Below are 22,504 nucleotides of genomic sequence, written 5' to 3'. Positions count from 1 at the left end.
AGGTCGGCTTTTACTGTCGGTCGGGTTAGTCGACTGACGGCGGTTTTGTCGCCGGCGCGGTAGCGGAGTGCGTGGCGCTGTGACCGCCTGCCGATCCTTTACCTGCGAATCCGAAGTCCGGACGTACCCAATCGCTATGACGCGGTGCTTCCGGCACATAGGCTGGCGCAGGCGCTTTAGTCATTGGTGCAGTGGCGATCTTACGTACCACCGGCGCAGCAACTGGCGCTGTAGCAGCGGTAATGACCGGCGCTTCGATGACAGGCGTCGCGGTTTCTTCCGTTACGTCTTCGGCAGCGGCGGTTTCAGCTACAGGCTCGGCAACCACTGCGGGTTGTGCAGGCTGCACCTCCTCAACCACTGCTTCAGCCACGGTACGATCTTCCTCAGCAAGCAGTTGCGGCTGATCTTCAACCGGAGTTTCAATCACTTCCGGATGCGTGGTTTCAACGACAACAGGCTCAGGCGCTTCAACCGGCGTTTGCGGTTCAGCCATCACTGGTTCAGCGGTTTCAGCTTCGGCCGTTTCAACCGGTGCAGGCGCTTCTACCACTTCAGTCGGCTGGCTGGAGACCAGTTGCGCTTCGGCGATGGCCGGAGCGACATCCTGCTCAGCGGCGATATTCTGCTCCACTTCGCTATCCTGAACCTGCTGCTCGTCCTGCGGACGCGCAACCGGGTAGCTGATCCACACTTTACCGGAGGCCATTTCCGGCGATGCGCAGGCAACGGTCAAAGGCATAGCGGACTGCAGCGGGTAGCGCTCATCGCGGTAGCGGCGACGGCGTTGACCGCTGACGCGCAGGTGGCGCGGGGAACGACGTGAGCGGCGCGGCATCGCGTTTTCACGCGCGTCTCCGTTCTCATCCTGTTCCTGCGCGATGGCACTGTCTGCAACGGCAGGCAGATCGACTTTCGCCAGTTCAGTGCGTTGTGCCGGTGCATCCTGGACCGTTGCCTTTTCAACAACGGCTTCTGCATTCTGCTCGCCAATACGCACTTTCTGGTTCAGTTGACGCTGCTTACGGCGCGGCATCGTCTGTACACGCTCTTCCTGTTCCGTTTCCGGTGCAGTTTGTTCGTCGTGGTTCAGCTCTTTCACATCCTGCTGCGCCTGACGTTTGTCATCATTACGGCGGCGATTGCGTTCGCGGCGCGGTTGCTGCTCGTCGCGCGGTTTTGCTTTATCAGCGTCTTCTGCGGCAACTGGCTGGCGAACTTCGCGGGCTTCGGCATTCTGTGGTGATTTTTCACGGCGATTGCGGCGATTTTCTTCGCGACCTTCGCGGTTGTCACGGCCTTCACGCGCTTCATTGCCTTCACCGCGGGAATCACGGCGCTCATTACGATCGCGACGGTTGCCCTGACGGGATTTACGACGATCCTGCTGGCGTTCTTGTTTCTCGCCCTCGTTTTTCTTCTCTTCTTCTTTCACTTCGACCGATGCTGGCGCGGCTTCGCCGGCAAACAGGCCTTTCAGTGCGGAGAAGAAACGGCCCAGCAGACCCGGCGTGGCCGGTGCGGCAACGGAGGCTGGCTGTGTGGTGGCAACAGGCGTAGCCGCAGGCGCTTGCGGTACTGGCGGCACATCCGGCATGACAAAGGTGGCCAGTGCCGGTTGTTCCGGACGCTTACGTTCGGGCACTTCTTCCTCAGACGGCAACGCCATCGCTTCCTCATGCAATTTCGGCAGCAGGTAGCTCAGGGTTGGGGTCTCTTCACCTTTACGCACGCGCAGTACGGAGTAGTGCGGGGTTTCCATCTGATCGTTCGGAACGATCACGCAGCGTACGCCACCCTGACGGGCTTCGATCGCGCTGACGGCGGCGCGTTTTTCGTTCAACAGGTAAGAGGCAACCTGCACCGGAACGATAGCATGCACTTCCTGCGTGTTTTCTTTCAGCGCTTCTTCTTCAATCAAACGCAGAATAGACAGCGACAAGGATTCGTTGTCACGAATGGTGCCGGTACCGCTGCAGCGCGGGCAAACATGATGGCTGGACTCGCCAAGCGACGGACTCAGACGCTGGCGGGACATCTCCAGCAGACCGAAGCGGGAAATATGGCTGATTTGGATACGCGCACGGTCCTGACGCACCGCTTCACGCAGACGGTTTTCCACCGCGCGCTGGTGACGAACTGGCGTCATGTCGATGAAGTCGATAACAATCAGACCGCCAAGGTCGCGCAAGCGCAACTGACGGGCAATTTCATCCGCCGCTTCCAGGTTGGTGTTAAACGCCGTCTCTTCGATATCGCCGCCGCGGGTTGCGCGAGCGGAGTTGATGTCGATGGCGGTCAGCGCTTCGGTCGTATCAATAACAATAGAGCCGCCGGAAGGCAGGCGCACTTCACGCTGGAAGGCAGACTCGATCTGCGACTCAATCTGATAGTGGCTGAACAACGGGATTTCACCGGTGTACAGTTTGATTTTGCTGCTGAAATCCGGACGACCCAGCGCGGAGATATGCTGGCGAGCCAGCTCAAGCACTTTCGGGTTATCGATCAGGATTTCGCCGATGTCCTGGCGCAGGTAATCGCGGAAAGCGCGCACAATCACGTTGCTTTCCTGATGGATCAGGAACGGCGCCGGACGGCTTTCTGCGGCTTTCTGGATGGCTTCCCAGTGTTTCAGACGGAAGCTCAGATCCCACTGCAGCGCGTCGGCAGATTTGCCTACACCAGCGGTACGGACAATCAGACCCATGCCATCCGGCAGTTCCAGACTGGACAGCGCTTCTTTCAGCTCGGTGCGGTCGTCGCCTTCAATGCGACGGGAGATACCGCCCGCACGCGGGTTATTTGGCATCAATACCAGGTAGCTGCCAGCAAGGCTGATAAAGGTGGTAAGCGCCGCGCCTTTGTTGCCGCGCTCTTCTTTATCGATCTGAACAATGACTTCCTGACCTTCGCGCAGCACATCTTTGATGTTCGGACGGCCATGGGCGTTGTAGCTGGCAGGGAAGTATTCGCGGGCGATTTCTTTAAGAGGGAGAAAACCGTGGCGCTCAGCTCCGTAATCAACAAATGCAGCTTCAAGGCTCGGTTCAATGCGGGTGATTTTACCTTTGTAGATGTTCGCTTTTTTCTGTTCGTGGCCCGGGCTTTCGATATCCAGGTCGTACAGGCGCTGCCCATCAACAAGGGCGACACGCAACTCTTCCTGCTGAGTTGCGTTGATTAACATTCTTTTCATCGTAACTTACTCATTATTCTTACATTGACGACTAAGCTGCGGGCATGATGACGCCTTTCCGGGGGAGAACCGATGGCCTCGTGACTATTCACGTCGCCAACCTCACGGTTGTCGTTCGCTTAAGAGGCGCAGTGTGTCGGCTGCCTGTATTTCCTGTGGAAAAAACAGCGCAATTATCAGGGGAACAGCCTGGGAAAAACTCTCCAGAGAAGATTCCATCTACCGGTAAGGACTGCAACCCGCAGCCCGCTAACTGCCTGAAAGTTCAATACGTCTTACGCCATTGCTGCGTGTATGATCGGACAGGCAAAACTGGTCATTCCGCTCATTTACTTGTTTTAGCAAAATTCAACACGGAAAACGGCAACATTATTCCTTGCGAACCCTGTTATAGCAAGCTGACTTTTACCATTTATCACCCGGTTACTCACAGTTTTTTCACCTTTGACTATGGATCGGTTTAATAACCGCCGAATCAACTGTGTAAAACGGAGCAAGCCAGGCTCAAAGGTAAATATAAGCATATAAAAATGAGTGGCGCTAATCATCCAGGCTATTTAGAATCGCCACCCATGAAAACTGAGACACCATCCGTAAAATTTGTTGCCATTTCCGCTGACGAAGCGGGGCAACGCATCGATAATTTTTTGCGCACCCAACTAAAAGGTGTGCCGAAAAGCATGATCTATCGCATTTTGCGTAAAGGCGAAGTGCGGGTGAACAAAAAACGCATTAAACCGGAGTACAAACTGGAAACCGGTGATGAAGTGCGCATTCCGCCAGTACGCGTGGCGGAGAAAGAAGAAGAGGCCGTTTCGCCGCATCTGCAAAAAGTCGCCCAGTTAAGCGAAGTCATTCTCTACGAAGACGATCATATCCTGGTGCTAAACAAACCTTCCGGCACGGCAGTGCATGGCGGCAGTGGTTTGAGTTTTGGCGTGATTGAAGGGCTACGGGCGTTGCGTCCTGAGGCGCGGTTCCTTGAACTGGTGCACCGTCTCGATCGCGACACCTCGGGTGTGCTGCTGGTGGCAAAAAAACGCTCAGCGCTGCGTTCCCTTCATGAACAGCTGCGCGGCAAGGATATGCAAAAAGATTACCTGGCGCTGGTGCGCGGGCAATGGCAGTCCCATGTCAAAGTGGTGCAGGCACCGTTGCTGAAAAATATCCTGCAAAGCGGTGAGCGCATTGTGCGTGTGAACAGTGAAGGCAAGCCCTCGGAAACCCGCTTTAAAGTGGAAGAGCGCTATGCGTTCGCCACGCTGGTGCGCTGCAGTCCGGTGACGGGCAGGACGCACCAGATCCGTGTGCATACGCAACATGCAGGGCATCCTATTGCTTTTGACGATCGTTATGGCGACCGTGAATTTGACAAGCAACTGGCGTCAACGGGTTTGTCACGCCTGTTTCTGCATGCAGCCGCGCTGAAGTTTACCCACCCGCACACGGGCGAAACGCTGCGCATTGAAGCTCCGCTGGATAATGCACTCAAGCACTGCCTGCAAGTCCTGCGTAATGCCAAATGATATTTCCCCTCTCGTCCGGAGAGGGGAACACTGCTTCGGTTAAGGTTTCAGCCATTTATCCAGCCACGGAAAAACCTCATCCTGCTGTTCCTGGTAGAACACGTGCCCCAGTTCTGGCCAGGTTTTTGTGACCAGTTTGTCTGCGGCGTTTTGCGATGACCAGACCTTCTCCACTTTTGTGAACGCTTCCTGCACGGCTTCAGCCGGAAACAGTTTGTCTTTGCCGCCGCTATAAATCAGCATGGGTTTCGGCGCGGCGATGCTGGCGATATCGGGAATGTCCATATGCGCCGGCATGCCGGGATGCAACATGTAAAAGGCGGATTGCCCGCGCAGAACATTATTCCCTGGCTGCATCAGACCATTGTAGGTGCCAAACCATGAAATCACGGCCGTCGCGGCGACCTTATCGCTCAGCCCCGCCAGTTGCCATGCGCGGAAGCCGCCCATAGAAAATCCCACCACGCCGATACGCTGGTTGTCCACCTGTGGATGAGAGGCGATAAAATCCACCGTGCGCATATCTTCATAAGCCACTTCTCCACCCAGTGAGCGGCCAAGGTTAAAATAATTGCTTGCCAGCGCCTGTTGCTGCTCGTAAACCATTGGGCCGCGATCGCCCCAGCCGGGGCTGTCAATAGCAATCACTGCATAACCGCGCTTCGCCAGTTCATCGCCAATAAATTTACCGCTGAAGAATTTGTCTGCCCAGGCCTGCGCGCTGGTCAGTTTTTCTGCATCACCCCAGGGGCGGACCACCTTCTCTTTGCCAATATCAAATTTTGACCCGTGATCGTGAAGCAATACGATGGCAGGGTGGGGACCCGGCGTTTTGGGCATGAGTAGCAGTGCGGCGATGCGATTGTCATCAGTGATTGTTATCGCCAGCTTTTCGGCGGTATAGCTGCCACGATCCTCTCTGGTAATCATGTGGGGGGCAAAAGGTTTTGTGGCATTTGGGGTGAGTAGCGCGTTGCGAAATAACTGGCGGCTGTGGGCTTGCCATTGCGGGAAATTGTTATATTTCCCGGATAACCAGGAATCGGGGTAACGCATCTGCGTTTTCAGCGTCTGCCAGCCAGCAGGCAGATTACCCTCGACAACGCCTTGTGTTTGCCACTCTTCCTGTGCACTGGCGCTAACTGACGCCAGCAGAGTTAGCGCCAGCGCCAGGCTGCGGGAAATATTCATCACCTCTCCTTTTAATTAAAACATTGTTTCAATATTGGCGATGAATGTAACGGCTGATTAAAAAAGAATCTGTGATCGGTAAAGCATTAACTTAACAGTGGGTTACAGTGCTCACGTCGCAGCATCTGGCATAAGGCAATTAACGGCAGCCCCACCAGGGTATTTGGGTCCCGACCGTCGAGACGCTCAAACAACGCGATCCCCAGGCCTTCGCTCTTAAAGCTGCCAGCACAGTTTAGCGGGCGCTCTTTGCGCACATAATCGTCGATCTCCTGCTCACTCAAGTGGCGAAAGTGGACATCGAAAGGTTCACATTCAGTCTGTAAATGGCCGGTTGCAGAATTATACAGCGCAAGACCCGTATAAAAAGTGACGATATTTCCACTGGCTTTCATTAATTGCTGGCGCGCATTTTCTTCCGTGTGAGGTTTACCGGTAATTTCACCGTCAAGCACACAGACCTGATCCGAACCAATAATCAGATGCTGGGGCCAGGCGTGTGCCAATGATTGCGCTTTTTCCTGCGCCAGGCGCAGGACCAGGTGGCGCGGAGACTCGCCAGCACGGGGTGTTTCGTCAGTTTGCGGCGCGGCGCATTCAAACGATAACCCCAGTTTTTCCAGCAGGGCGCGACGATACGGAGAAGTTGATGCAAGGATGAGAGCAGACATATTTTTTTCACCAAATATGGCTTAACAATGACAGGCATTTTAAACTGTAGGCCGCAATGTGTGCGAATTATTGGCAAAAGGCAACCTCAGGCTGCCTTTTTCTTTGACTCTATGACGTTACAAAGTTAATATGCGCGCCCTATGCAAAAGGTAAAATTACCCCTGACTCTTGATCCGGTTCGTACGGCTCAAAAACGCCTTGATTACGAGGGTATCTATACCCCCGAGCAGGTTGAGCGTGTTGCCGGGTCTGTAGTCAGCGTGGACAGTGATGTGGAGTGCTCCATGTCGTTCGCTATCGATAATCAGCGTCTCGCCGTGTTAACCGGAGAGGCGAAGGTAACGGTATCGCTCGAATGCCAGCGCTGCGGGAAACCGTTCACCCATCATGTTCACACAACGTATTGTTTCAGTCCTGTGCGTTCAGATGAGCAGGCTGAAGCACTGCCGGAAGCGTATGAGCCGATTGAGGTTAACGAATTCGGCGAAATCGATCTGCTGGCCTTGGTTGAGGATGAAATCATTCTCTCTTTGCCTGTAGTTCCGGTGCATGATTCTGAACACTGTGAAGTGTCCGAGGCGGACATGGTCTTTGGTGAACTGCCTGATGAAGCGCAAAAACCAAATCCATTTGCCGTATTAGCCAGCTTAAAGCGTAAGTAATTAAGGAGTAAGGTCCATGGCCGTACAACAGAATAAACCAACCCGTTCCAAACGTGGCATGCGTCGTTCCCATGACGCGCTGACCGCAGTCACCAGCCTGTCTGTAGACAAAACTTCTGGTGAAACCCACCTGCGTCACCATGTTACCGCCGACGGTTTCTACCGCGGTCGCAAGGTTATCACTAAGTAATCACGCGCAAGCGTGATGAAGCTTAGTGAGGATTTCCCCGCGTAAGCGGGGATAAACCGAACCAGGCTGCGACGATACCTTGACACGTCTAACCCTGGCGTTAGATGTCATGGGAGGGGATTTTGGTCCTTCCGTGACAGTGCCTGCAGCTTTGCAGGCACTGAACTCTAATTCTCAACTCAATCTTCTTTTAGTCGGCGATCCCGACGCTATCACGCCATTACTTGCCAAAGCTGATTTCGAGCAGCGATCGCGTTTGCTTATCGTTCCTGCACAGTCAGTTATTGCCAGTGATGCGCGCGCCGCGCAGGCTATTCGTAACAGTCGCGGTAGTTCAATGCGCATTGCGCTTGAGCTGGTGAAAGCAGGGCGCGCCCAGGCCTGCGTGAGCGCAGGTAATACTGGCGCGTTGATGGGGCTGGCGAAAATGCTGCTCAAACCGATTGAAGGTATTGAGCGTCCGGCGTTGGTGACGGTATTGCCCCATCAGCAAAAGGGCAAAACAGTGGTGCTGGATCTCGGCGCTAATGTGGATTGTGACAGTACAATGTTGTCGCAATTTGCGGTAATGGGCGCAGTTATGGCGGAAGAGATCCTTGGGATTACAAATCCGCGCGTTGCGTTACTGAATATTGGTGAAGAAGAAACCAAAGGCCATGACAGTATCCGCGATGCGGCTGCATTATTACGCTCGGTTCCGGCAATGAACTACATTGGCTATCTGGAAGCGAATGAATTACTCACCGGCAAGACGGATGTGCTGGTTTGTGACGGTTTCACTGGAAATGTCACATTAAAAACCATGGAGGGTGTTGTCAGAATGTTCCTTTCGTTGCTGAAATCTCAGGGCGAGGGGCAAAAAAGGTCGTGGTGGCTGATTTTATTAAAGCGTTGGTTACAAAAAAGCCTGACAAGGCGATTCAGTCACCTCAACCCCGACCAGTATAATGGCGCCTGTCTGTTAGGATTGCGCGGCACGGTGATTAAGAGTCATGGTGCTGCCAATCAGCGAGCGTTTACCGTCGCGATTGAACAGGCAGTGCAGGCGGTGCAGCGGCAGGTTCCACAACGGATTGCCGCTCGCCTGGAATCTGTGTACGCCCATCCTGCTTCGTCCGCATCAAGCGACGAAAACCAGAGTGTGTGTATATTACCCGAGAGTGACTGAGCGTACATGTATACGAAGATTATTGGTACCGGCAGCTTTCTGCCCGAGCAGGTTCGAACAAACGCCGATTTAGAAACAATGGTGGAAACGTCTGACGAATGGATTGTCAGCCGTACAGGGATCCGTGAGCGTCGCATCGCCGCTGCAAACGAAACTGTTTCGACCATGGGCTTTGAGGCCGCTAAACGCGCGCTGGAAATGGCCGGCATCGATAAAGACCAGATCGGTTTGATTATTGTTGCGACGACATCCGCAACGCATGCATTCCCCAGCGCGGCTTGCCAGATTCAGAATATGCTGGAGATCAAAGGCTGCCCGGCGTTTGATGTCGCTGCAGCCTGCGCTGGTTTTACCTATGCGCTGAGCATTGCCGATCAATATGTTAAAACCGGTGCGGTGAAACATGCGCTGGTTATCGGTTCTGATGTGCTGGCGCGTACGTTGGATCCGGAAGATCGCGGCACAATTATTCTGTTTGGCGACGGCGCTGGCGCGGTCGTACTGGGTGCCTCTGAAGAGCCGGGTATCATCTCTACACATCTGCACGCGGACGGTAGTTATGGTGAACTGCTAACGTTACCGAATCTGGATCGCGTGACGCCGGAAAATTCCGTTTACCTGACAATGGCGGGTAATGAAGTCTTTAAAGTTGCGGTCACTGAACTGGCGCGTATTGTTGATGAAACATTAGCGGCCAATAATCTGGAGCGCAGCGAGCTTGACTGGCTGGTGCCGCATCAGGCTAACCTGCGAATTATCAGCGCGACAGCGAAAAAACTGGGTATGTCGATGGACAATGTTGTTGTGACGTTGGATCGTCACGGCAATACTTCTGCGGCTTCCGTTCCCAGCGCGCTTGATGAAGCGGTACGCGACGGGCGCATTAAACCGGGTCAGTTGATCCTGCTCGAAGCGTTCGGTGGTGGGTTCACCTGGGGCTCCGCGCTGGTTCGTTTCTGAGTATAAGGATAAAAACATGACGCAATTTGCATTTGTGTTCCCTGGGCAGGGTTCCCAAACGGTTGGTATGTTGGCTGATATGGCTGCAACTTACCCGGTGATTGAACAAACGTTTGCTGAAGCCTCTGCTGCGCTGGGCTATGATCTTTGGGCGCTGGTACAGCAAGGCCCAGCGGAAGAGCTGAATAAAACCTGGCAGACGCAACCGGCACTTTTGACGGCTTCCGTCGCGCTGTGGCGCGTATGGCAGCAGCAGGGTGGCAAAACACCTGCGTTGATGGCGGGACACAGCCTCGGTGAATATTCTGCGCTGGTGTGCGCAGGCGTGCTGGCTTTCGCTGACGCGGTTCGCCTGGTTGAGCTGCGTGGTAAGTTTATGCAGGAAGCCGTTCCGGAAGGAACGGGCGCAATGTCGGCAATCATCGGTCTCGACGATGCGTCGATTGCCAAAGCCTGTGAAGAATCCGCTGAAGGTCAGGTGGTGTCGCCGGTGAACTATAACTCACCGGGGCAGGTCGTCATTGCGGGGAATAAAGAAGCGGTTGAACGCGCTGGCGCAGCCTGTAAAGCTGCTGGCGCGAAACGTGCTCTGCCATTGCCGGTCAGCGTACCGTCTCACTGCGCGTTGATGAAACCCGCGGCAGAAAAACTGGCCGCTGAACTGAACAGCATTACATTTAACGCCCCGCAAATCGCGGTAGTGAATAATGTGGATGTGAAGTGCGAGACAACGCCAGACGCGATTCGTGACGCGCTGGTGCGTCAGCTTTATAGCCCGGTGCAGTGGACGAAGGGCGTTGAGTTTATGGCGGCGCAGGGCATTGAGCACCTGTATGAAGTTGGCCCGGGTAAAGTCCTCACTGGTCTGACAAAACGTATTGTTGACACCCTGACTGCCTCGGCCCTCAATGAGCCGAATGCGATGTCAGAGGCACTTGCGCAATAAAAGAGGAAAACCATGAGTTTTGAAGGAAAAGTCGCGCTGGTTACCGGTGCAAGCCGCGGTATTGGTCGTGCAATTGCTGAGACGCTTGTTGCGCGTGGCGCAAAAGTCATCGGTACTGCGACCAGCGAAAATGGTGCTAAGGCGATCAGCGATTATTTAGGTGCGAACGGCAAAGGTCTGTTGTTGAATGTGACCGATGCAGCATCTATCGAATCCGTTCTGGAAAATATCCGCGCGGAGTTTGGCGAGGTTGATATTCTGGTTAATAATGCCGGTATTACCCGTGATAACCTGCTGATGCGCATGAAAGATGACGAGTGGAACGATATCCTCGATACCAATCTTTCATCTGTTTTCCGTCTGTCAAAAGCGGTAATGCGCGCTATGATGAAAAAGCGTCATGGGCGTATTATCACTATCGGTTCTGTGGTCGGTACCATGGGAAATGCTGGTCAGGCCAACTATGCTGCGGCTAAAGCGGGTCTTATCGGTTTCAGTAAATCGCTGGCGCGTGAAGTCGCGTCCCGCGGTATTACGGTGAACGTTGTTGCTCCGGGCTTTATTGAAACGGACATGACGCGTGCGCTGTCTGATGATCAGCGTGCGGGTATCCTGGCGCAGGTTCCTGCGGGCCGTCTTGGCGGCGCTCAGGAAATCGCCAGCGCGGTTGCATTTTTAGCCTCTGACGAGGCAGGTTACATCACTGGTGAAACCCTGCACGTCAACGGCGGAATGTATATGGTTTAACCACGATGAAATTTATTTGCGTTATTAGGGGGAAAAGCCTCAGAATAGCGTAAAATCGTGGTAAGAACTGCCGGGATTTAGTTGCAAATTTTTCAACATTTTATACACTACGAAAACCATCGCGAAAGCGAGTTTTGATAGGAAATTTAAGAGTATGAGCACTATCGAAGAACGCGTTAAGAAAATTATCGGCGAACAGCTGGGCGTTAAGCAGGAAGAAGTTACCAACAATGCTTCCTTCGTTGAAGACCTGGGCGCTGATTCTCTTGACACCGTTGAGCTGGTAATGGCTCTGGAAGAAGAGTTTGATACTGAGATTCCGGACGAAGAAGCTGAGAAAATCACCACCGTTCAGGCTGCCATTGATTACATCAACGGCCACCAGGCGTAAGTGAACATCTCCAGGCGGTCACTCGACCGCCTGAGTTTTATCTAATGTAATCCCACGAATCTCTTTATTTATCCCTCCCTGGAGGACAAACGTGTCTAAGCGTCGTGTAGTTGTGACCGGACTGGGCATGTTGTCTCCTGTCGGCAATACCGTAGAGTCTACCTGGAAAGCTCTCCTTGCCGGTCAGAGTGGCATCAGCCTGATCGACCATTTCGATACTAGCGCCTATGCAACCAAATTTGCTGGCTTAGTAAAGGATTTTAACTGTGAAGACATCATCTCGCGCAAAGAACAGCGCAAGATGGATGATTTCATTCAATATGGAATTGTGGCTGGCGTGCAGGCCATGCATGATTCTGGCCTCGAAGTCACCGAAGAGAACGCATCCCGTATTGGCGCAGCGATTGGCTCCGGCATTGGCGGTCTCGGCCTGATCGAAGAAAACCACAGCTCTCTTGTCAACGGTGGACCGCGCAAAATCAGCCCGTTCTTCGTTCCGTCGACGATTGTGAACATGGTGGCAGGTCATCTGACTATCATGTTCGGCCTGCAAGGTCCGAGCATTTCAATTGCAACGGCGTGTACGTCCGGCGTGCATAACATCGGTCACGCGGCGCGTATCATTGCTTATGGCGATGCTGATGCAATGCTGGCAGGTGGTGCAGAGAAAGCCAGTACCCCGCTGGGCGTTGGTGGATTCGGCGCAGCGCGCGCACTCTCCAACCGTAATGACAACCCGCAGGCGGCAAGTCGTCCGTGGGATAAAGACCGTGATGGTTTTGTACTGGGCGATGGCGCCGGTATCATTATGCTTGAAGAGTACGAGCACGCGAAAAAACGCGGCGCGAAAATTTATGCAGAAATCATCGGGTTTGGCATGAGCAGTGATGCCTACCACATGACTTCTCCGCCGGAAAGCGGTGCGGGCGCTGCGCTGGCCATGGTCAATGCATTGCGCGATGCGGGCATTGAGCCGGGTCAGATTGGCTATGTGAACGCACACGGTACCTCCACCCCAGCCGGTGATAAAGCTGAGGCTCAGGCGGTGAAATCGGTATTTGGCGATGCAGCGAAACGTGTGATGGTGAGCTCCACCAAATCCATGACCGGCCACCTGTTAGGTGCCGCGGGCGCTGTTGAGTCTATCTACTCAATCCTCGCGCTGCGCGATCAGGCCATTCCACCAACCATCAACCTGGATAACCCGGATGAAGGTTGCGATCTGGACTTCGTGCCACACGAAGCGCGCCAGGTCAGCGGTATGGAGTACACCCTGTGTAACTCCTTTGGCTTCGGCGGTACTAATGGTTCGCTGATTTTCAAAAAAGTCTGATTATCTCAGCCATATTAAGGCCCGCTTGCCGGGCCTTTTCTATTCGGTTTTCTCCGCTTGTTCTCTGCTTTTCATCCTGCCAAACTGTCCGGCCACGCATAAGGAGCCTCCATGTTCTTGATTAATGGCATTGAGCAGCAAACGCTTGCCGCCACTGACCGGGCAACACAATTTGGCGACGGGTGTTTTACCACTGCACGTATTATTGACGGGCAGATCCAGTTTCTCGCCGCGCACCTGCAACGCTTACGGCAGGCATGCGAGCGTTTATTTATTCCGTTCGTCGACTGGCCAGTACTGGAGTGGGAGATGAACAGGCTGGCGAAAGAAAGAGACGATGGCGTTGTAAAAGTCATCATCAGCCGCGGCGCAGGCGGTCGTGGTTACAGCGCGGCGAACTGCATTACCCCTACGCGCATCCTTTCTGTTTCTGCTAAGCCGGCGCATTACGAACGCTGGCGGCAGAATGGCGTGACGCTGGCGCTTAGCCCGGTTCGCCTTGGGCGAAACCCTCTGCTGGCTGGTATCAAACATCTTAATCGGCTGGAGCAAGTACTGGTCCGCGCTCACCTGGAACAGACTGATGCTGATGAAGCGCTGGTACTGGACAGCGATGGCTGGCTCACTGAGTGCTGTGCGGCCAATCTTTTCTGGCGTCAGGGCAGGGATGTCTTTACTCCCCGCCTGGATCAGGCCGGTGTTGATGGCATTATGCGCCAATATTGTATGCGGCAACTGGCATCTTCAGGTTTTAACGTTGTCGAAGTGAATGCGCGGCAGGATATGTTGCGGCAAGCGGAAGAAGTGCTTATTTGCAACGCGCTGATGCCGGTAGTCCCGGTTCGGCAGTGGGGTGATCTCCACTGGACCGCGCGCGATGTGTACTACTTTTTATCCCCCCTGTGTGAGCAGATAAATCAGTCATGAAGAAAATGTTACGCGTTGTTCTCCTCCTGCTGGCGGTGATGGTTATCGCAGCGGGAGCGGGTGTGTGGAAGGTTCGCCAACTGGCTGACAGCAAGATCCTGATCAAGGACGAACTCATTTTTTCTCTGTCGGCCGGAACGGGTCGTCTGGCGCTGGGTGAGCAGTTGTATAACGAGAAGGTGATCAACCGCCCGCGGGTATTCCAGTGGTTGCTCAAGCTGGAGCCGGATCTCTCGCACTTTAAGGCCGGGACCTATCGTTTTACACCGGGTATGACCGTTCGTGAAATGTTGCAGTTGCTGGAAAGCGGTAAAGAGGCACAATTCCCGCTGCGTTTGGTCGAAGGCATGCGGTTGAGTGACTACCTTAAACAGCTGCGTGACGCGCCGTGGATCAAACACACACTGAAAGATGATGATTACGCCACCGTCGCGCAGGCCCTGAAGCTGGAACATCCGGAGTGGGTGGAAGGCTGGTTCTGGCCCGATACCTGGATGTACACCGCTAACACCACTGATGTGGCATTGCTGAAGCGCGCGCATCAAAAGATGGTGCGGGCCGTTGAGCAGGTCTGGGAAGGGCGTATGGAGGGGCTGCCCTACAAAGACCAGAACCAGTTGGTTACCATGGCCTCGATTATCGAAAAAGAGACTGCCGTGGCCAGTGAACGCGATCAGGTCGCATCGGTATTTATTAACCGCTTGCGCGTTGGCATGAAGCTACAGACCGATCCGACGGTGATCTACGGGATGGGGGCGCGTTATAATGGTAAGCTGTCGCGCGCCGACCTGGATACACCGACAGAATACAATACCTATGTGATAAGCGGCATGCCGCCGGGGCCTATTGCTATTCCGGCCGAAGCATCGTTGAAAGCGGCGGCGCATCCGGCGAAGACGCCGTATCTCTATTTTGTGGCCGACGGCAAAGGCGGGCACACGTTTAACACCAATCTCGCCAGCCATAACCGGTCAGTGCAGGAATATCTGAAAGTACTTAAGGAAAAAAATGGGCAGTAAATACATTGTCATTGAAGGGCTTGAAGGCGCCGGTAAAACCTCGGCACGTGATGTCATTGTGAACACGCTTAAAGAATCAGGCGTGGGCGAGATGGTTTTCACGCGTGAGCCAGGTGGGACGCTGTTGGCGGAAAAACTGCGTAGCCTGGTGCTGGATATTCGCTCTGTAGGTGACGAAGTCATTTGCGATAAAGCTGAAGTGCTGATGTTTTATGCTGCCCGGGTACAGTTAGTTGAAACAGTGATTAAACCAGCACTGGCGCAAGGTCAGTGGGTCATTGGCGATCGGCACGACCTTTCCACCCAGGCTTATCAGGGCGGTGGTCGCGGCATTGATCAGGCGATGCTGGCAACCCTGCGTGATGCGGTGCTGGGGGATTTTCGCCCGGACTTAACCCTCTATCTTGATGTGACGCCGGAAGTGGGGTTGAAACGCGCGCGTGCGCGTGGCGAGCTGGATCGCATTGAGCAGGAATCGCTGGATTTCTTTAACCGGACGCGAGCCCGTTACCTTGAGCTGGCGGCGCAGGATGACACCATTCGCACCATTGATGCGACCCAGCCGTTGGAGGATGTTATGCAAAATATTCGTCAGACCATTATTGCGTGGGTCCAGGAGCAGGGCGCATGAGATGGTATCCGTGGCTGCGGCCGGACTTTGAGCAACTGGTCGCCAGTTATCAGGCCGGACGTGGTCACCACGCGTTACTGATCCATGCATTGCCAGGCATGGGGGAAGACGCTTTGATCTATGCGATCAGCCGTCTTTTGTTATGCCAGACGCCACAAGGGCATAAAAGCTGCGGCCATTGCCGGGGTTGCCAGCTTATGCAGGCAGGCACGCATCCGGACTATTACACGCTGACGCCGGAAAAAGGCAAGACCGCACTGGGTATTGATGCGGTACGCGAGGTCAGCGAAAAATTGTATGAACACGCGCGGCTGGGCGGCGCAAAAGTGGTATGGATCCAGGATGCCGCGCTGCTGACGGATGCGGCCGCGAATGCGCTGCTTAAAACCCTGGAAGAGCCTCCGGCGCAGACATGGTTTTTCCTTGCCTGCCGTGAGCCCGCGCGATTGTTGGCGACTTTGCGTAGCCGCTGTCGTTTACATCACCTTGCGCCTCCTGCGGAAAACTATGCCAGCGCATGGCTTGGTCGTGAAGTGACGGCTTCGCCTGAAACGCTACTGACCGCACTTCGCCTGAGTGCAGGATCACCCGGGGCCGCGGAAGCATTATTGCAGGAAGAGCACTGGGCGCAACGGCTGGGGCTGTGCCAGGCTGTCGATACAGCGCTGCAAAGCGGTGACTGGCTGGCTGTGTTACCTGCGCTGAACCATGAGCGGGTTGCTGAGCGTCTGCAATGGATGTCAGCGCTGTTTCTGGATGCGCTGAAAGTCCAGCAAGGCGCGACCTTGCTCAGTAATGTGGACTCCTCTGCGCTGGTGCACGCTCTTGCTCGCCAGATGCGCGGCGAAACGTTGCACGCGCTCTTACACGCGTTGTTTACCTGCCGGGAGCAGTTGCTCAATGTACCCGGTGTGAACCGCGAACTTTTGCTGACCGATCTGTTGTTAACTCTGGAACGCTACCTGCAACCAGGTGCTGTGCTTCCCGTATCTCATCTTTAAGAGAGACATTATGTTTTTAGTCGACTCGCACTGCCATCTTGATGGTCTTGATTATCAGTCTTTGCATAAAGACGTGGATGACGTGCTGGCGAAAGCCGCCGCGCGTGATGTGAAATTTTGCCTTGCTGTTGCCACCACGCTGCCGGGATACCGCACTATGCGAGAGTTGGTAGGAGAACGGGACAACGTGGTGTTCTCCTGTGGCGTGCACCCGCTTAATCAGGACGAAAGCTATGAGGTCGAGACCTTACGCCAGCTGGCAGCCGAACCCGGTGTGGTAGCGATGGGGGAAACCGGCCTCGATTATTTTTATACCCCGGAAACCAAACCGCAACAGCAGGTCTCTTTCCGCAACCATATCCGCATTGGTCGTGAGCTGAATAAACCGGTTATTGTGCACACCCGTGATGCCCGCGCCGATACGCTGGCTATTCTGCAGGAAGAGAAGGTGACCGAGTGCGGCGGCGTTCTGCACTGTTTTACGGAAGATCGCGAAACGGCGAGTAAGTTGCTGGATATGGGCTTTTATATCTCGTTCTCCGGTATTGTTACTTTCCGCAATGCTGAACAGCTTCGCGACGCGGCGCGTTATGTACCGTTGGATCGACTGCTGGTGGAGACAGACTCTCCGTATCTTGCGCCAGTACCCCACCGTGGCAAGGAAAACCAGCCTGCCATGACCCGAGATGTAGCCGAATATATGGCGGTTTTGAAGGGTGTTTCCGTTGAGGAACTGGCCCAACAAACCACGCAAAACTTTGCCCGTCTGTTCCATATCGATCCCTCCCGCCTGCAATCCGCCTGAAATTTCAGCTTATTTTAGGGCTCGTAATTAATAAACGATCAGAGTAAAGTTCACCGCCATAAAAAAGGCGGTGATGGACGATTTTCATTCGAAGGCATGCGGCTTTTGTAAATTAACGTGAGTTTTGCAGCGCGCGCTGGCTGAAACGTGATAGCCATCAAACAAAGCCAAATCGATTTATTTTACTCTGTGTAATAAATAAGGGGCGCTTAGATGCCCTTCCCACGGCGCGGCTCTCCCCCCGCGCCAATGCGCAAAAGCGTAGAAAAAAGCACTAATACTCAGGAGCACTCTCAATTATGTTTAAGAATGCATTTGCTAACCTGCAGAAGGTCGGTAAATCGCTGATGCTGCCAGTATCCGTACTGCCTATCGCAGGTATCCTGCTGGGCGTCGGTTCTGCAAACTTCAGCTGGCTGCCAGAAGTGGTTTCCCATGTTATGGCCGAAGCGGGCGGTTCCGTTTTTGCCAACATGCCACTGATCTTCGCTATCGGTGTTGCACTGGGCTTCACCAATAACGACGGTGTTTCAGCTCTGGCTTCGGTTGTTGCTTACGGCATCATGGTGAAGACCATGGCTGTTGTTGCGCCGCTGGTTCTGCATTTACCTGCTGAAGAAATCGCCGCAAAACACCTGGCTGATACCGGTGTTCTCGGGGGGATCATCTCCGGTGCGATCGCAGCGTACATGTTCAACCGTTTCTACCGTATCAAGCTGCCTGAGTACCTGGGCTTCTTCGCCGGTAAGCGTTTCGTGCCGATCATTTCCGGTCTGGCCGCGATTTTCACCGGTGTGATCCTGTCCTTCATTTGGCCGCCGATCGGTACCGCTATCCAGACGTTCTCTCAGTGGGCTGCTTACCAGAACCCGGTTGTTGCGTTCGGTATCTACGGCTTTATTGAACGTTGCCTGGTGCCGTTTGGTCTGCACCACATCTGGAACGTACCTTTCCAGATGCAGATCGGTGAATTCACCAACGCAGCAGGTCAGGTTTTCCACGGCGATATCCCGCGTTACATGGCAGGCGACCCGACTGCGGGCAAACTGTCTGGCGGCTTCCTGTTCAAAATGTACGGTCTGCCGGCTGCCGCTATCGCTATCTGGCACTCTGCTAAACCGGAAAACCGCGCGAAAGTGGGCGGTATCATGATCTCCGCAGCGCTGACCTCGTTCCTGACCGGTATCACCGAGCCGATCGAGTTCTCTTTCATGTTCGTTGCACCGATCCTGTACGTCATCCACGCGATTCTGGCGGGTCTGGCATTCCCGATCTGTATCCTGCTGGGTATGCGTGACGGTACGTCGTTCTCTCACGGTCTGATTGACTTCATCGTACTGAGCGGCAACAGCAGCAAACTGTGGCTGTTCCCGGTTATCGGTGCAGGTTATGCGGTTGTTTACTACACCGTATTCCGTGTGCTGATTAAAGCGCTGGATCTGAAAACCCCTGGCCGTGAAGAAACCACTGAAGAGAGCAAAGCTGGCGCAACCAGCGAAATGGCTCCGGCTCTGGTTACGGCGTTTGGCGGTAAAGAAAACATCACCAACCTGGATGCGTGCATCACGCGTCTGCGTGTCAGCGTTGCTGACGTAGCGAAAGTGGATCAGGCTGGCCTGAAGAAACTGGGCGCTGCGGGTGTGGTTGTGGCTGGTTCCGGTGTGCAGGCGATTTTCGGTACGAAATCCGATAACCTGAAAACCGAGATGGATGAATACATCCGTAATAACTAAGTCATAGTCTGGGGAGACTGAGGGAGCCTGATGGCTCCCTTTTTTATGGGTTGTGATGATGCAAGAGCGTAAAAAAAAGGGAGCCATCAGGCTCCCTTCGCGTTTAACACGGTTATCAGAAACTGTAGTTCGCGCTGATAGAGAAGTTACGCGGCGCGCCATAAACCCCATAGGTGCCCAGATAATCGTAATACTCTTTATCGAACACATTGTTCAGGTTTGCCTGAATCGCGAAGTTTTTAGTGGCCTGGTAACGGGTAAACAGGTCAACCACGGTGTAGCCGCTCTGGGTGATACGCATATTGCCATTCGGGCCTTTAATATCCTGCCAGCTTTTGTTTTGCCAGCGCGCGCCGCCGCCAAAAGCAAGCTCAGGCAGCATCGGCAACTGGTAGCGGGTAAACAATTTCATCGTCGTACGCGCTTGCTCCGGGTTAACCGCAACCCCGTCGCCATCTTCCGCCATAAAGCGGCTGGCGCCGAAAGTCAGTTGCAGGTTGTCGGTCAGTGCGCCATTCAGTTCAAATTCAACCCCTTTGCTGACGGTGCCGTTCACGGATTTATACGCCGTCTGGCCGCCAGAGTTCGGGATGTACTCGCCCGTCGAGACAGCAACGTGATCCTGCTCGGTGCGGAATACGGCAAACGTTGCCGTCAGGCGCGTGTTAAACCAGTCGCCTTTCACCCCGGCTTCGTAGCTTTTACCTGTCGTCGGGTCGAGGAACTCGCTGTTGATATCGCGCTGGCTTGAAGGCTCAAAGATAGAGGTATAACTGCCGTACACAGACCAGGTGTCATCGATGTCATAAATCAGCCCCGCATACGGCGTCACATCATCGGACTTGCTGTTGCGGATTTCATCCGGTTTACGTTCCAGGTTGTATTTTGCGCTCCACTCGGTGTAACGCGCCCCCAGAATAAGGTGGAGGGGATCAGCCAGCGAGATACGGGTTGCAGCATAGACGGATTTCTGGCGGATCACATCCCGCTGATAGAGCGTCCAGTCTGACCAGGTTGGGTCAGCGAGCGTATTGCCGTTGTAACGATTAATATTACCAACGTCCATCAGACCGGAATTGTCATTAACCGGGTAAGAGTTGTCATAGTTATTACGCTGACGGCTGTAGCTGCCGCCAAACATCACTTCATGTTGACGACCGAAGAGATCGTAACCGCCGCGCACGAACGCATCTACGGAGTCCTGCTTACGCTCACCGCGGTTCCAACCGCCCCAGGCGCCTTGCCACTGCGAGGCATCGAAGAGACCGGTGTTTTTATCCGGATAGCCATCGATATACATCAATTTGCTGTCGAAATTGGTTTCCGCATGCATGGCGTTAACTTTCGCTTCCCAGCCGTTATCAAAACGCTGCGTCAGATTGGCGAAAATTTTCGTGGAGTCCACATTTGAGTAGGCCCAGTCAGCTGCTGTGTTGAAACCACGGCGGAAATGCGTACGGCTACCATCGCTGTACATCGACGGGACACCACCCCAGGTCGGGCTGTCTTCCTGGCTTTCCTGATAGTCATATCCCACAGACAGGGTGGTGGAATCGGTGAGGTCTGCATCCACAACACCGGTGATGAATTTTTTGCGGTAATGGTTACGCTCAATCCACGAATCTTTATCCTGGTAGCCGGTGATCATGCGACCACGCACATTACCGGACTCTGTCAACGGTGCTTGTAAGTCGAGAACGTAGCGTTGATTATCCCAACTACCGTACGTTGCGGTTGCGCTGCCTTTGAACTCTTTGCTGTCCGCATGCTTACGCACCATATTGACGTAGGCTGACGGGTTACCGGTGCCACTCATCAGACCAGCTGCGCCGCGCACCACTTCAATCTTGTCGTAAATGGCGGTATCGCCAGCGGTATCGCCAAAGTTCCAGCGGTTATCAAGGAAGGTTGGCATATCTTCATAGGCAAAGTTACTGACGAAGAAACCACGCGCAAAGAAATTTGTCCGGTGCGAGTCGATGCGCGAGGCGCTTACGCCAATGGTGTTATCCAGAACCTGCTCAATCGTGTTCAGTTGCTGGTCTTGCATACGCTGCTGACTTACCACGCTCACGGATTGCGGAATATCGCGCGGCACCAGCAACAGTTTGGTGCCGGTTGTCGTGGTTTTAACGCTGTAATCCTGATCCTGACTGTCGGCGGTGCTTAGCGCTGCGCCGTCTACGACCACGGTATCTTCAGATGCTTTATCAGCCGCAAAGGCAGCAGAAGGCGCCAACGCCAGGGCAATGCACGCGGCGAGCAGAGAAGGTGTGGCGGCTACCGGACGCGCTGCGTCCCTGGCGTGATGAGTGAAAGACATGAATAAACCTTAATGGTGTGTTAGAGGGAGTGCCCGGCAGCGATACGTTGTCGCGTCAGGCGGATTTTTTAATTTGCCTGGTATTAGTTGCGCATGAAAATGCAAATGCGAAATATACGCATTCACTCCATTGATGTAAACAGATGTAAGATTTATTACTGAAATGCTGTTTCACCGTAGTGGAACGGAAGGGTTGGCTATTCCTGCGTCAGAGGTGCCTGAAAGCGGAAAGAAAAACAGCGTTTTGGTTGAAACGACAAGAGAAACTCGATCATACTCTAGGGCAAGTAATTGACGACGGCTGCGGGCATCTTCCCGCGCTCAAAAAAGGAAAACGTCATGGCCGAAGAAACCATTTTCAGTAAAATTATCCGCCGCGAAATTCCGTCAGACATTGTGTATCAGGATGAGCTGGTCACCGCTTTTCGTGACATTTCCCCGCAAGCCCCCACGCATGTGCTCATTGTGCCGAATATCCTGATCCCTACCGTGAATGATGTGACCGAAGCGCATGAACAGACGCTTGGGCGTATGTTGACGGTGGCGGCGAAAATCGCCCGTGACGAAGGTATCGACGAAGACGGTTACCGTTTGATCATGAATTGTAATCGTCATGGCGGGCAGGAAGTTTATCATATTCATATGCACCTGCTTGGCGGACGGGCGCTTGGGCCGATGCTGGCTCATAAAGGCCTGTAACATGACCACAGGGCGTGTTGCCTTATTACTGGCGGCGTTGACGCTGGCGGGTTGCAGTTCGCGTCCGGCGATTCCGGTTGCCAGCAATCAAACGCTGGTGATGGAGTCCAGTATACTGGCGGCGGGCATTACCGCGCAGCCGCCGACATTAAGCACCGAAGAACTCCAGCCATCCGCGTCTTCGCGGCTATTTAATGAGAGGCAACAACCCGTTACTGTGCATTATCGTTTTTACTGGTATGACGCCAGAGGTCTGGAAATGCATCCCCTGGAAGCGCCGCGTAGCGTGACCATTCCGGCGAATTCCGGTGTGACGCTCTACGGGAGCGCCAACTATCTGGGCGCGCGCAATGTCAGACTTTATCTCTACCTGTAAGGGGTGAC

22 protein-coding genes are annotated in these 22,504 nt (G+C 54.1%); 18 read left to right on the top strand and 4 right to left on the bottom strand.

What is annotated here, in order from left to right; genetic code table 11:
- Nucleotides 1–25: 25 nt before the first annotated feature.
- Complete coding sequence (gene rne, locus ACQ3G7_RS22885) at nucleotides 26–3,196, bottom strand: ribonuclease E (protein WP_430892390.1); 3,171 nt, start codon at nucleotides 3,194–3,196, stop codon at nucleotides 26–28.
- A gap of 44 nt (nucleotides 3,197–3,240) precedes the next feature.
- Between rne and ACQ3G7_RS22880 the strand changes: the two genes are divergently transcribed.
- Together ACQ3G7_RS22880 and rluC are read left to right on the top strand one after the other, a co-directional pair.
- Nucleotides 3,241–3,660, top strand: coding sequence for a hypothetical protein (locus tag ACQ3G7_RS22880; RefSeq protein WP_263097136.1), 420 nt, complete (start codon nucleotides 3,241–3,243; stop codon nucleotides 3,658–3,660).
- A gap of 108 nt (nucleotides 3,661–3,768) precedes the next feature.
- The gene (rluC, locus tag ACQ3G7_RS22875; RefSeq protein WP_430892388.1) at nucleotides 3,769–4,722 is read left to right on the top strand and encodes a 23S rRNA pseudouridine(955/2504/2580) synthase RluC; all 954 of its coding nucleotides are present in this window, start codon (nucleotides 3,769–3,771) and stop codon (nucleotides 4,720–4,722) included.
- 39 nt (nucleotides 4,723–4,761) lie between these two features.
- Here the strand turns inward: rluC and ACQ3G7_RS22870 are convergent, their stop codons facing one another.
- Both ACQ3G7_RS22870 and ACQ3G7_RS22865 read right to left on the bottom strand, forming a co-directional pair.
- Nucleotides 4,762–5,913, bottom strand: coding sequence for a dienelactone hydrolase family protein (locus ACQ3G7_RS22870; RefSeq protein ID WP_430892386.1), 1,152 nt, complete (start codon nucleotides 5,911–5,913; stop codon nucleotides 4,762–4,764).
- 86 nt (nucleotides 5,914–5,999) lie between these two features.
- Complete coding sequence (locus ACQ3G7_RS22865; protein ID WP_430892384.1) at nucleotides 6,000–6,584, bottom strand: Maf family protein; 585 nt, start codon at nucleotides 6,582–6,584, stop codon at nucleotides 6,000–6,002.
- A 141-nt stretch (nucleotides 6,585–6,725) separates the two neighbouring features.
- Here ACQ3G7_RS22865 and yceD point away from each other — a divergent pair, with 141 nt between their 5' ends.
- The 14 genes from yceD to ptsG all read left to right on the top strand — a co-directional run bounded on the left by yceD (nucleotide 6,726) and on the right by ptsG (nucleotide 19,098).
- Nucleotides 6,726–7,247 carry a 23S rRNA accumulation protein YceD gene (gene yceD / locus ACQ3G7_RS22860; RefSeq protein ID WP_061494859.1) on the top strand — a complete coding sequence of 174 codons (522 nt, stop codon included), beginning with the start codon at nucleotides 6,726–6,728 and terminating at the stop codon, nucleotides 7,245–7,247.
- Nucleotides 7,248–7,263: 16 nt separating this feature from the next.
- Nucleotides 7,264–7,437, top strand: a complete 174-nt coding sequence (gene rpmF / locus ACQ3G7_RS22855; RefSeq protein ID WP_020457446.1) for a 50S ribosomal protein L32 — start codon at nucleotides 7,264–7,266, stop codon at nucleotides 7,435–7,437.
- 79 nt (nucleotides 7,438–7,516) lie between these two features.
- Nucleotides 7,517–8,605, top strand: a complete 1,089-nt coding sequence (gene plsX, locus ACQ3G7_RS22850) for a phosphate acyltransferase PlsX (RefSeq protein WP_430892381.1) — start codon at nucleotides 7,517–7,519, stop codon at nucleotides 8,603–8,605.
- Nucleotides 8,606–8,611: 6 nt separating this feature from the next.
- Complete coding sequence (locus ACQ3G7_RS22845) at nucleotides 8,612–9,565, top strand: beta-ketoacyl-ACP synthase III (protein WP_263097130.1); 954 nt, start codon at nucleotides 8,612–8,614, stop codon at nucleotides 9,563–9,565.
- Between the two features lie 16 nt (nucleotides 9,566–9,581).
- Nucleotides 9,582–10,511 (top strand): ACP S-malonyltransferase, encoded by a 930-nt coding sequence (fabD, locus tag ACQ3G7_RS22840; RefSeq protein WP_430892379.1) that lies wholly within the window; start codon nucleotides 9,582–9,584, stop codon nucleotides 10,509–10,511.
- 12 nt (nucleotides 10,512–10,523) lie between these two features.
- Entirely contained in the window at nucleotides 10,524–11,258 is a 735-nt protein-coding gene (gene fabG, locus ACQ3G7_RS22835; RefSeq protein ID WP_061494863.1) for a 3-oxoacyl-ACP reductase FabG, read from the top strand.
- Nucleotides 11,259–11,412: 154 nt separating this feature from the next.
- Nucleotides 11,413–11,649 (top strand): acyl carrier protein, encoded by a 237-nt coding sequence (gene acpP / locus ACQ3G7_RS22830; protein ID WP_000103754.1) that lies wholly within the window; start codon nucleotides 11,413–11,415, stop codon nucleotides 11,647–11,649.
- A gap of 91 nt (nucleotides 11,650–11,740) precedes the next feature.
- Nucleotides 11,741–12,982, top strand: a complete 1,242-nt coding sequence (gene fabF / locus ACQ3G7_RS22825; RefSeq protein WP_263097127.1) for a beta-ketoacyl-ACP synthase II — start codon at nucleotides 11,741–11,743, stop codon at nucleotides 12,980–12,982.
- Nucleotides 12,983–13,093: 111 nt separating this feature from the next.
- Nucleotides 13,094–13,909 carry an aminodeoxychorismate lyase gene (pabC, locus tag ACQ3G7_RS22820; RefSeq protein ID WP_430892363.1) on the top strand — a complete coding sequence of 272 codons (816 nt, stop codon included), beginning with the start codon at nucleotides 13,094–13,096 and terminating at the stop codon, nucleotides 13,907–13,909.
- The gene (gene yceG / locus ACQ3G7_RS22815) at nucleotides 13,906–14,928 is read left to right on the top strand and encodes a cell division protein YceG (protein ID WP_430892361.1); all 1,023 of its coding nucleotides are present in this window, start codon (nucleotides 13,906–13,908) and stop codon (nucleotides 14,926–14,928) included. The genes pabC and yceG overlap by 4 nt, the downstream gene beginning before the upstream one ends.
- The gene (gene tmk / locus ACQ3G7_RS22810; RefSeq protein ID WP_263097124.1) at nucleotides 14,918–15,559 is read left to right on the top strand and encodes a dTMP kinase; all 642 of its coding nucleotides are present in this window, start codon (nucleotides 14,918–14,920) and stop codon (nucleotides 15,557–15,559) included. The genes yceG and tmk overlap by 11 nt, the downstream gene beginning before the upstream one ends.
- Entirely contained in the window at nucleotides 15,556–16,560 is a 1,005-nt protein-coding gene (gene holB / locus ACQ3G7_RS22805; RefSeq protein WP_430892359.1) for a DNA polymerase III subunit delta', read from the top strand. Before tmk ends, holB begins: the two co-directional genes overlap by 4 nt.
- A gap of 10 nt (nucleotides 16,561–16,570) precedes the next feature.
- Complete coding sequence (locus ACQ3G7_RS22800; RefSeq protein WP_430892357.1) at nucleotides 16,571–17,365, top strand: metal-dependent hydrolase; 795 nt, start codon at nucleotides 16,571–16,573, stop codon at nucleotides 17,363–17,365.
- A gap of 299 nt (nucleotides 17,366–17,664) precedes the next feature.
- The gene (gene ptsG / locus ACQ3G7_RS22795; protein ID WP_430892355.1) at nucleotides 17,665–19,098 is read left to right on the top strand and encodes a PTS glucose transporter subunit IIBC; all 1,434 of its coding nucleotides are present in this window, start codon (nucleotides 17,665–17,667) and stop codon (nucleotides 19,096–19,098) included.
- A gap of 115 nt (nucleotides 19,099–19,213) precedes the next feature.
- Here ptsG and fhuE read toward each other — a convergent pair whose 3' ends face one another.
- Entirely contained in the window at nucleotides 19,214–21,421 is a 2,208-nt protein-coding gene (gene fhuE, locus ACQ3G7_RS22790) for a ferric-rhodotorulic acid/ferric-coprogen receptor FhuE (protein WP_430892353.1), read from the bottom strand.
- A gap of 339 nt (nucleotides 21,422–21,760) precedes the next feature.
- On the opposite strand from fhuE, the gene hinT reads away from it, so the two are divergent.
- Nucleotides 21,761–22,120: a purine nucleoside phosphoramidase gene (gene hinT / locus ACQ3G7_RS22785; protein WP_061494873.1), complete on the top strand. Its 360-nt coding sequence runs from the start codon at nucleotides 21,761–21,763 to the stop codon at nucleotides 22,118–22,120.
- 1 nt (nucleotide 22,121) lies between these two features.
- On the top strand, nucleotides 22,122–22,496 hold the full coding sequence (locus ACQ3G7_RS22780) for a YcfL family putative periplasmic lipoprotein (RefSeq protein ID WP_263097119.1): 375 nt from the start codon (nucleotides 22,122–22,124) through the stop codon (nucleotides 22,494–22,496).
- Nucleotides 22,497–22,504: the final 8 nt, after the last annotated feature.

The organism is Kosakonia sp. N21 (assembly GCF_050587465.1).
Lineage (GTDB): Bacteria > Pseudomonadota > Gammaproteobacteria > Enterobacterales > Enterobacteriaceae.
Note: the sequence above shows the minus strand (reverse complement) of the source record. Positions and strands in the feature narration are given on the sequence as shown.

What these genes read in the sequence shown, in the direction of transcription:
- rne (WP_430892390.1), bottom strand. Translation starts at nt 3,196, where the DNA reads ATGAAAAGAATGTTAATCAACGCAACTCAGCAGGAAGAGTTGCGTGTC.
- ACQ3G7_RS22880 (WP_263097136.1), top strand. Translation starts at nt 3,241, where the DNA reads ATGATGACGCCTTTCCGGGGGAGAACCGATGGCCTCGTGACTATTCAC.
- rluC (WP_430892388.1), top strand. Translation starts at nt 3,769, where the DNA reads ATGAAAACTGAGACACCATCCGTAAAATTTGTTGCCATTTCCGCTGAC.
- ACQ3G7_RS22870 (WP_430892386.1), bottom strand. Translation starts at nt 5,913, where the DNA reads ATGAATATTTCCCGCAGCCTGGCGCTGGCGCTAACTCTGCTGGCGTCA.
- ACQ3G7_RS22865 (WP_430892384.1), bottom strand. Translation starts at nt 6,584, where the DNA reads ATGTCTGCTCTCATCCTTGCATCAACTTCTCCGTATCGTCGCGCCCTG.
- yceD (WP_061494859.1), top strand. Translation starts at nt 6,726, where the DNA reads ATGCAAAAGGTAAAATTACCCCTGACTCTTGATCCGGTTCGTACGGCT.
- rpmF (WP_020457446.1), top strand. Translation starts at nt 7,264, where the DNA reads ATGGCCGTACAACAGAATAAACCAACCCGTTCCAAACGTGGCATGCGT.
- ACQ3G7_RS22845 (WP_263097130.1), top strand. Translation starts at nt 8,612, where the DNA reads ATGTATACGAAGATTATTGGTACCGGCAGCTTTCTGCCCGAGCAGGTT.
- fabD (WP_430892379.1), top strand. Translation starts at nt 9,582, where the DNA reads ATGACGCAATTTGCATTTGTGTTCCCTGGGCAGGGTTCCCAAACGGTT.
- fabG (WP_061494863.1), top strand. Translation starts at nt 10,524, where the DNA reads ATGAGTTTTGAAGGAAAAGTCGCGCTGGTTACCGGTGCAAGCCGCGGT.
- acpP (WP_000103754.1), top strand. Translation starts at nt 11,413, where the DNA reads ATGAGCACTATCGAAGAACGCGTTAAGAAAATTATCGGCGAACAGCTG.
- pabC (WP_430892363.1), top strand. Translation starts at nt 13,094, where the DNA reads ATGTTCTTGATTAATGGCATTGAGCAGCAAACGCTTGCCGCCACTGAC.
- yceG (WP_430892361.1), top strand. Translation starts at nt 13,906, where the DNA reads ATGAAGAAAATGTTACGCGTTGTTCTCCTCCTGCTGGCGGTGATGGTT.
- tmk (WP_263097124.1), top strand. Translation starts at nt 14,918, where the DNA reads ATGGGCAGTAAATACATTGTCATTGAAGGGCTTGAAGGCGCCGGTAAA.
- holB (WP_430892359.1), top strand. Translation starts at nt 15,556, where the DNA reads ATGAGATGGTATCCGTGGCTGCGGCCGGACTTTGAGCAACTGGTCGCC.
- ACQ3G7_RS22800 (WP_430892357.1), top strand. Translation starts at nt 16,571, where the DNA reads ATGTTTTTAGTCGACTCGCACTGCCATCTTGATGGTCTTGATTATCAG.
- ptsG (WP_430892355.1), top strand. Translation starts at nt 17,665, where the DNA reads ATGTTTAAGAATGCATTTGCTAACCTGCAGAAGGTCGGTAAATCGCTG.
- fhuE (WP_430892353.1), bottom strand. Translation starts at nt 21,421, where the DNA reads ATGTCTTTCACTCATCACGCCAGGGACGCAGCGCGTCCGGTAGCCGCC.
- hinT (WP_061494873.1), top strand. Translation starts at nt 21,761, where the DNA reads ATGGCCGAAGAAACCATTTTCAGTAAAATTATCCGCCGCGAAATTCCG.
- ACQ3G7_RS22780 (WP_263097119.1), top strand. Translation starts at nt 22,122, where the DNA reads ATGACCACAGGGCGTGTTGCCTTATTACTGGCGGCGTTGACGCTGGCG.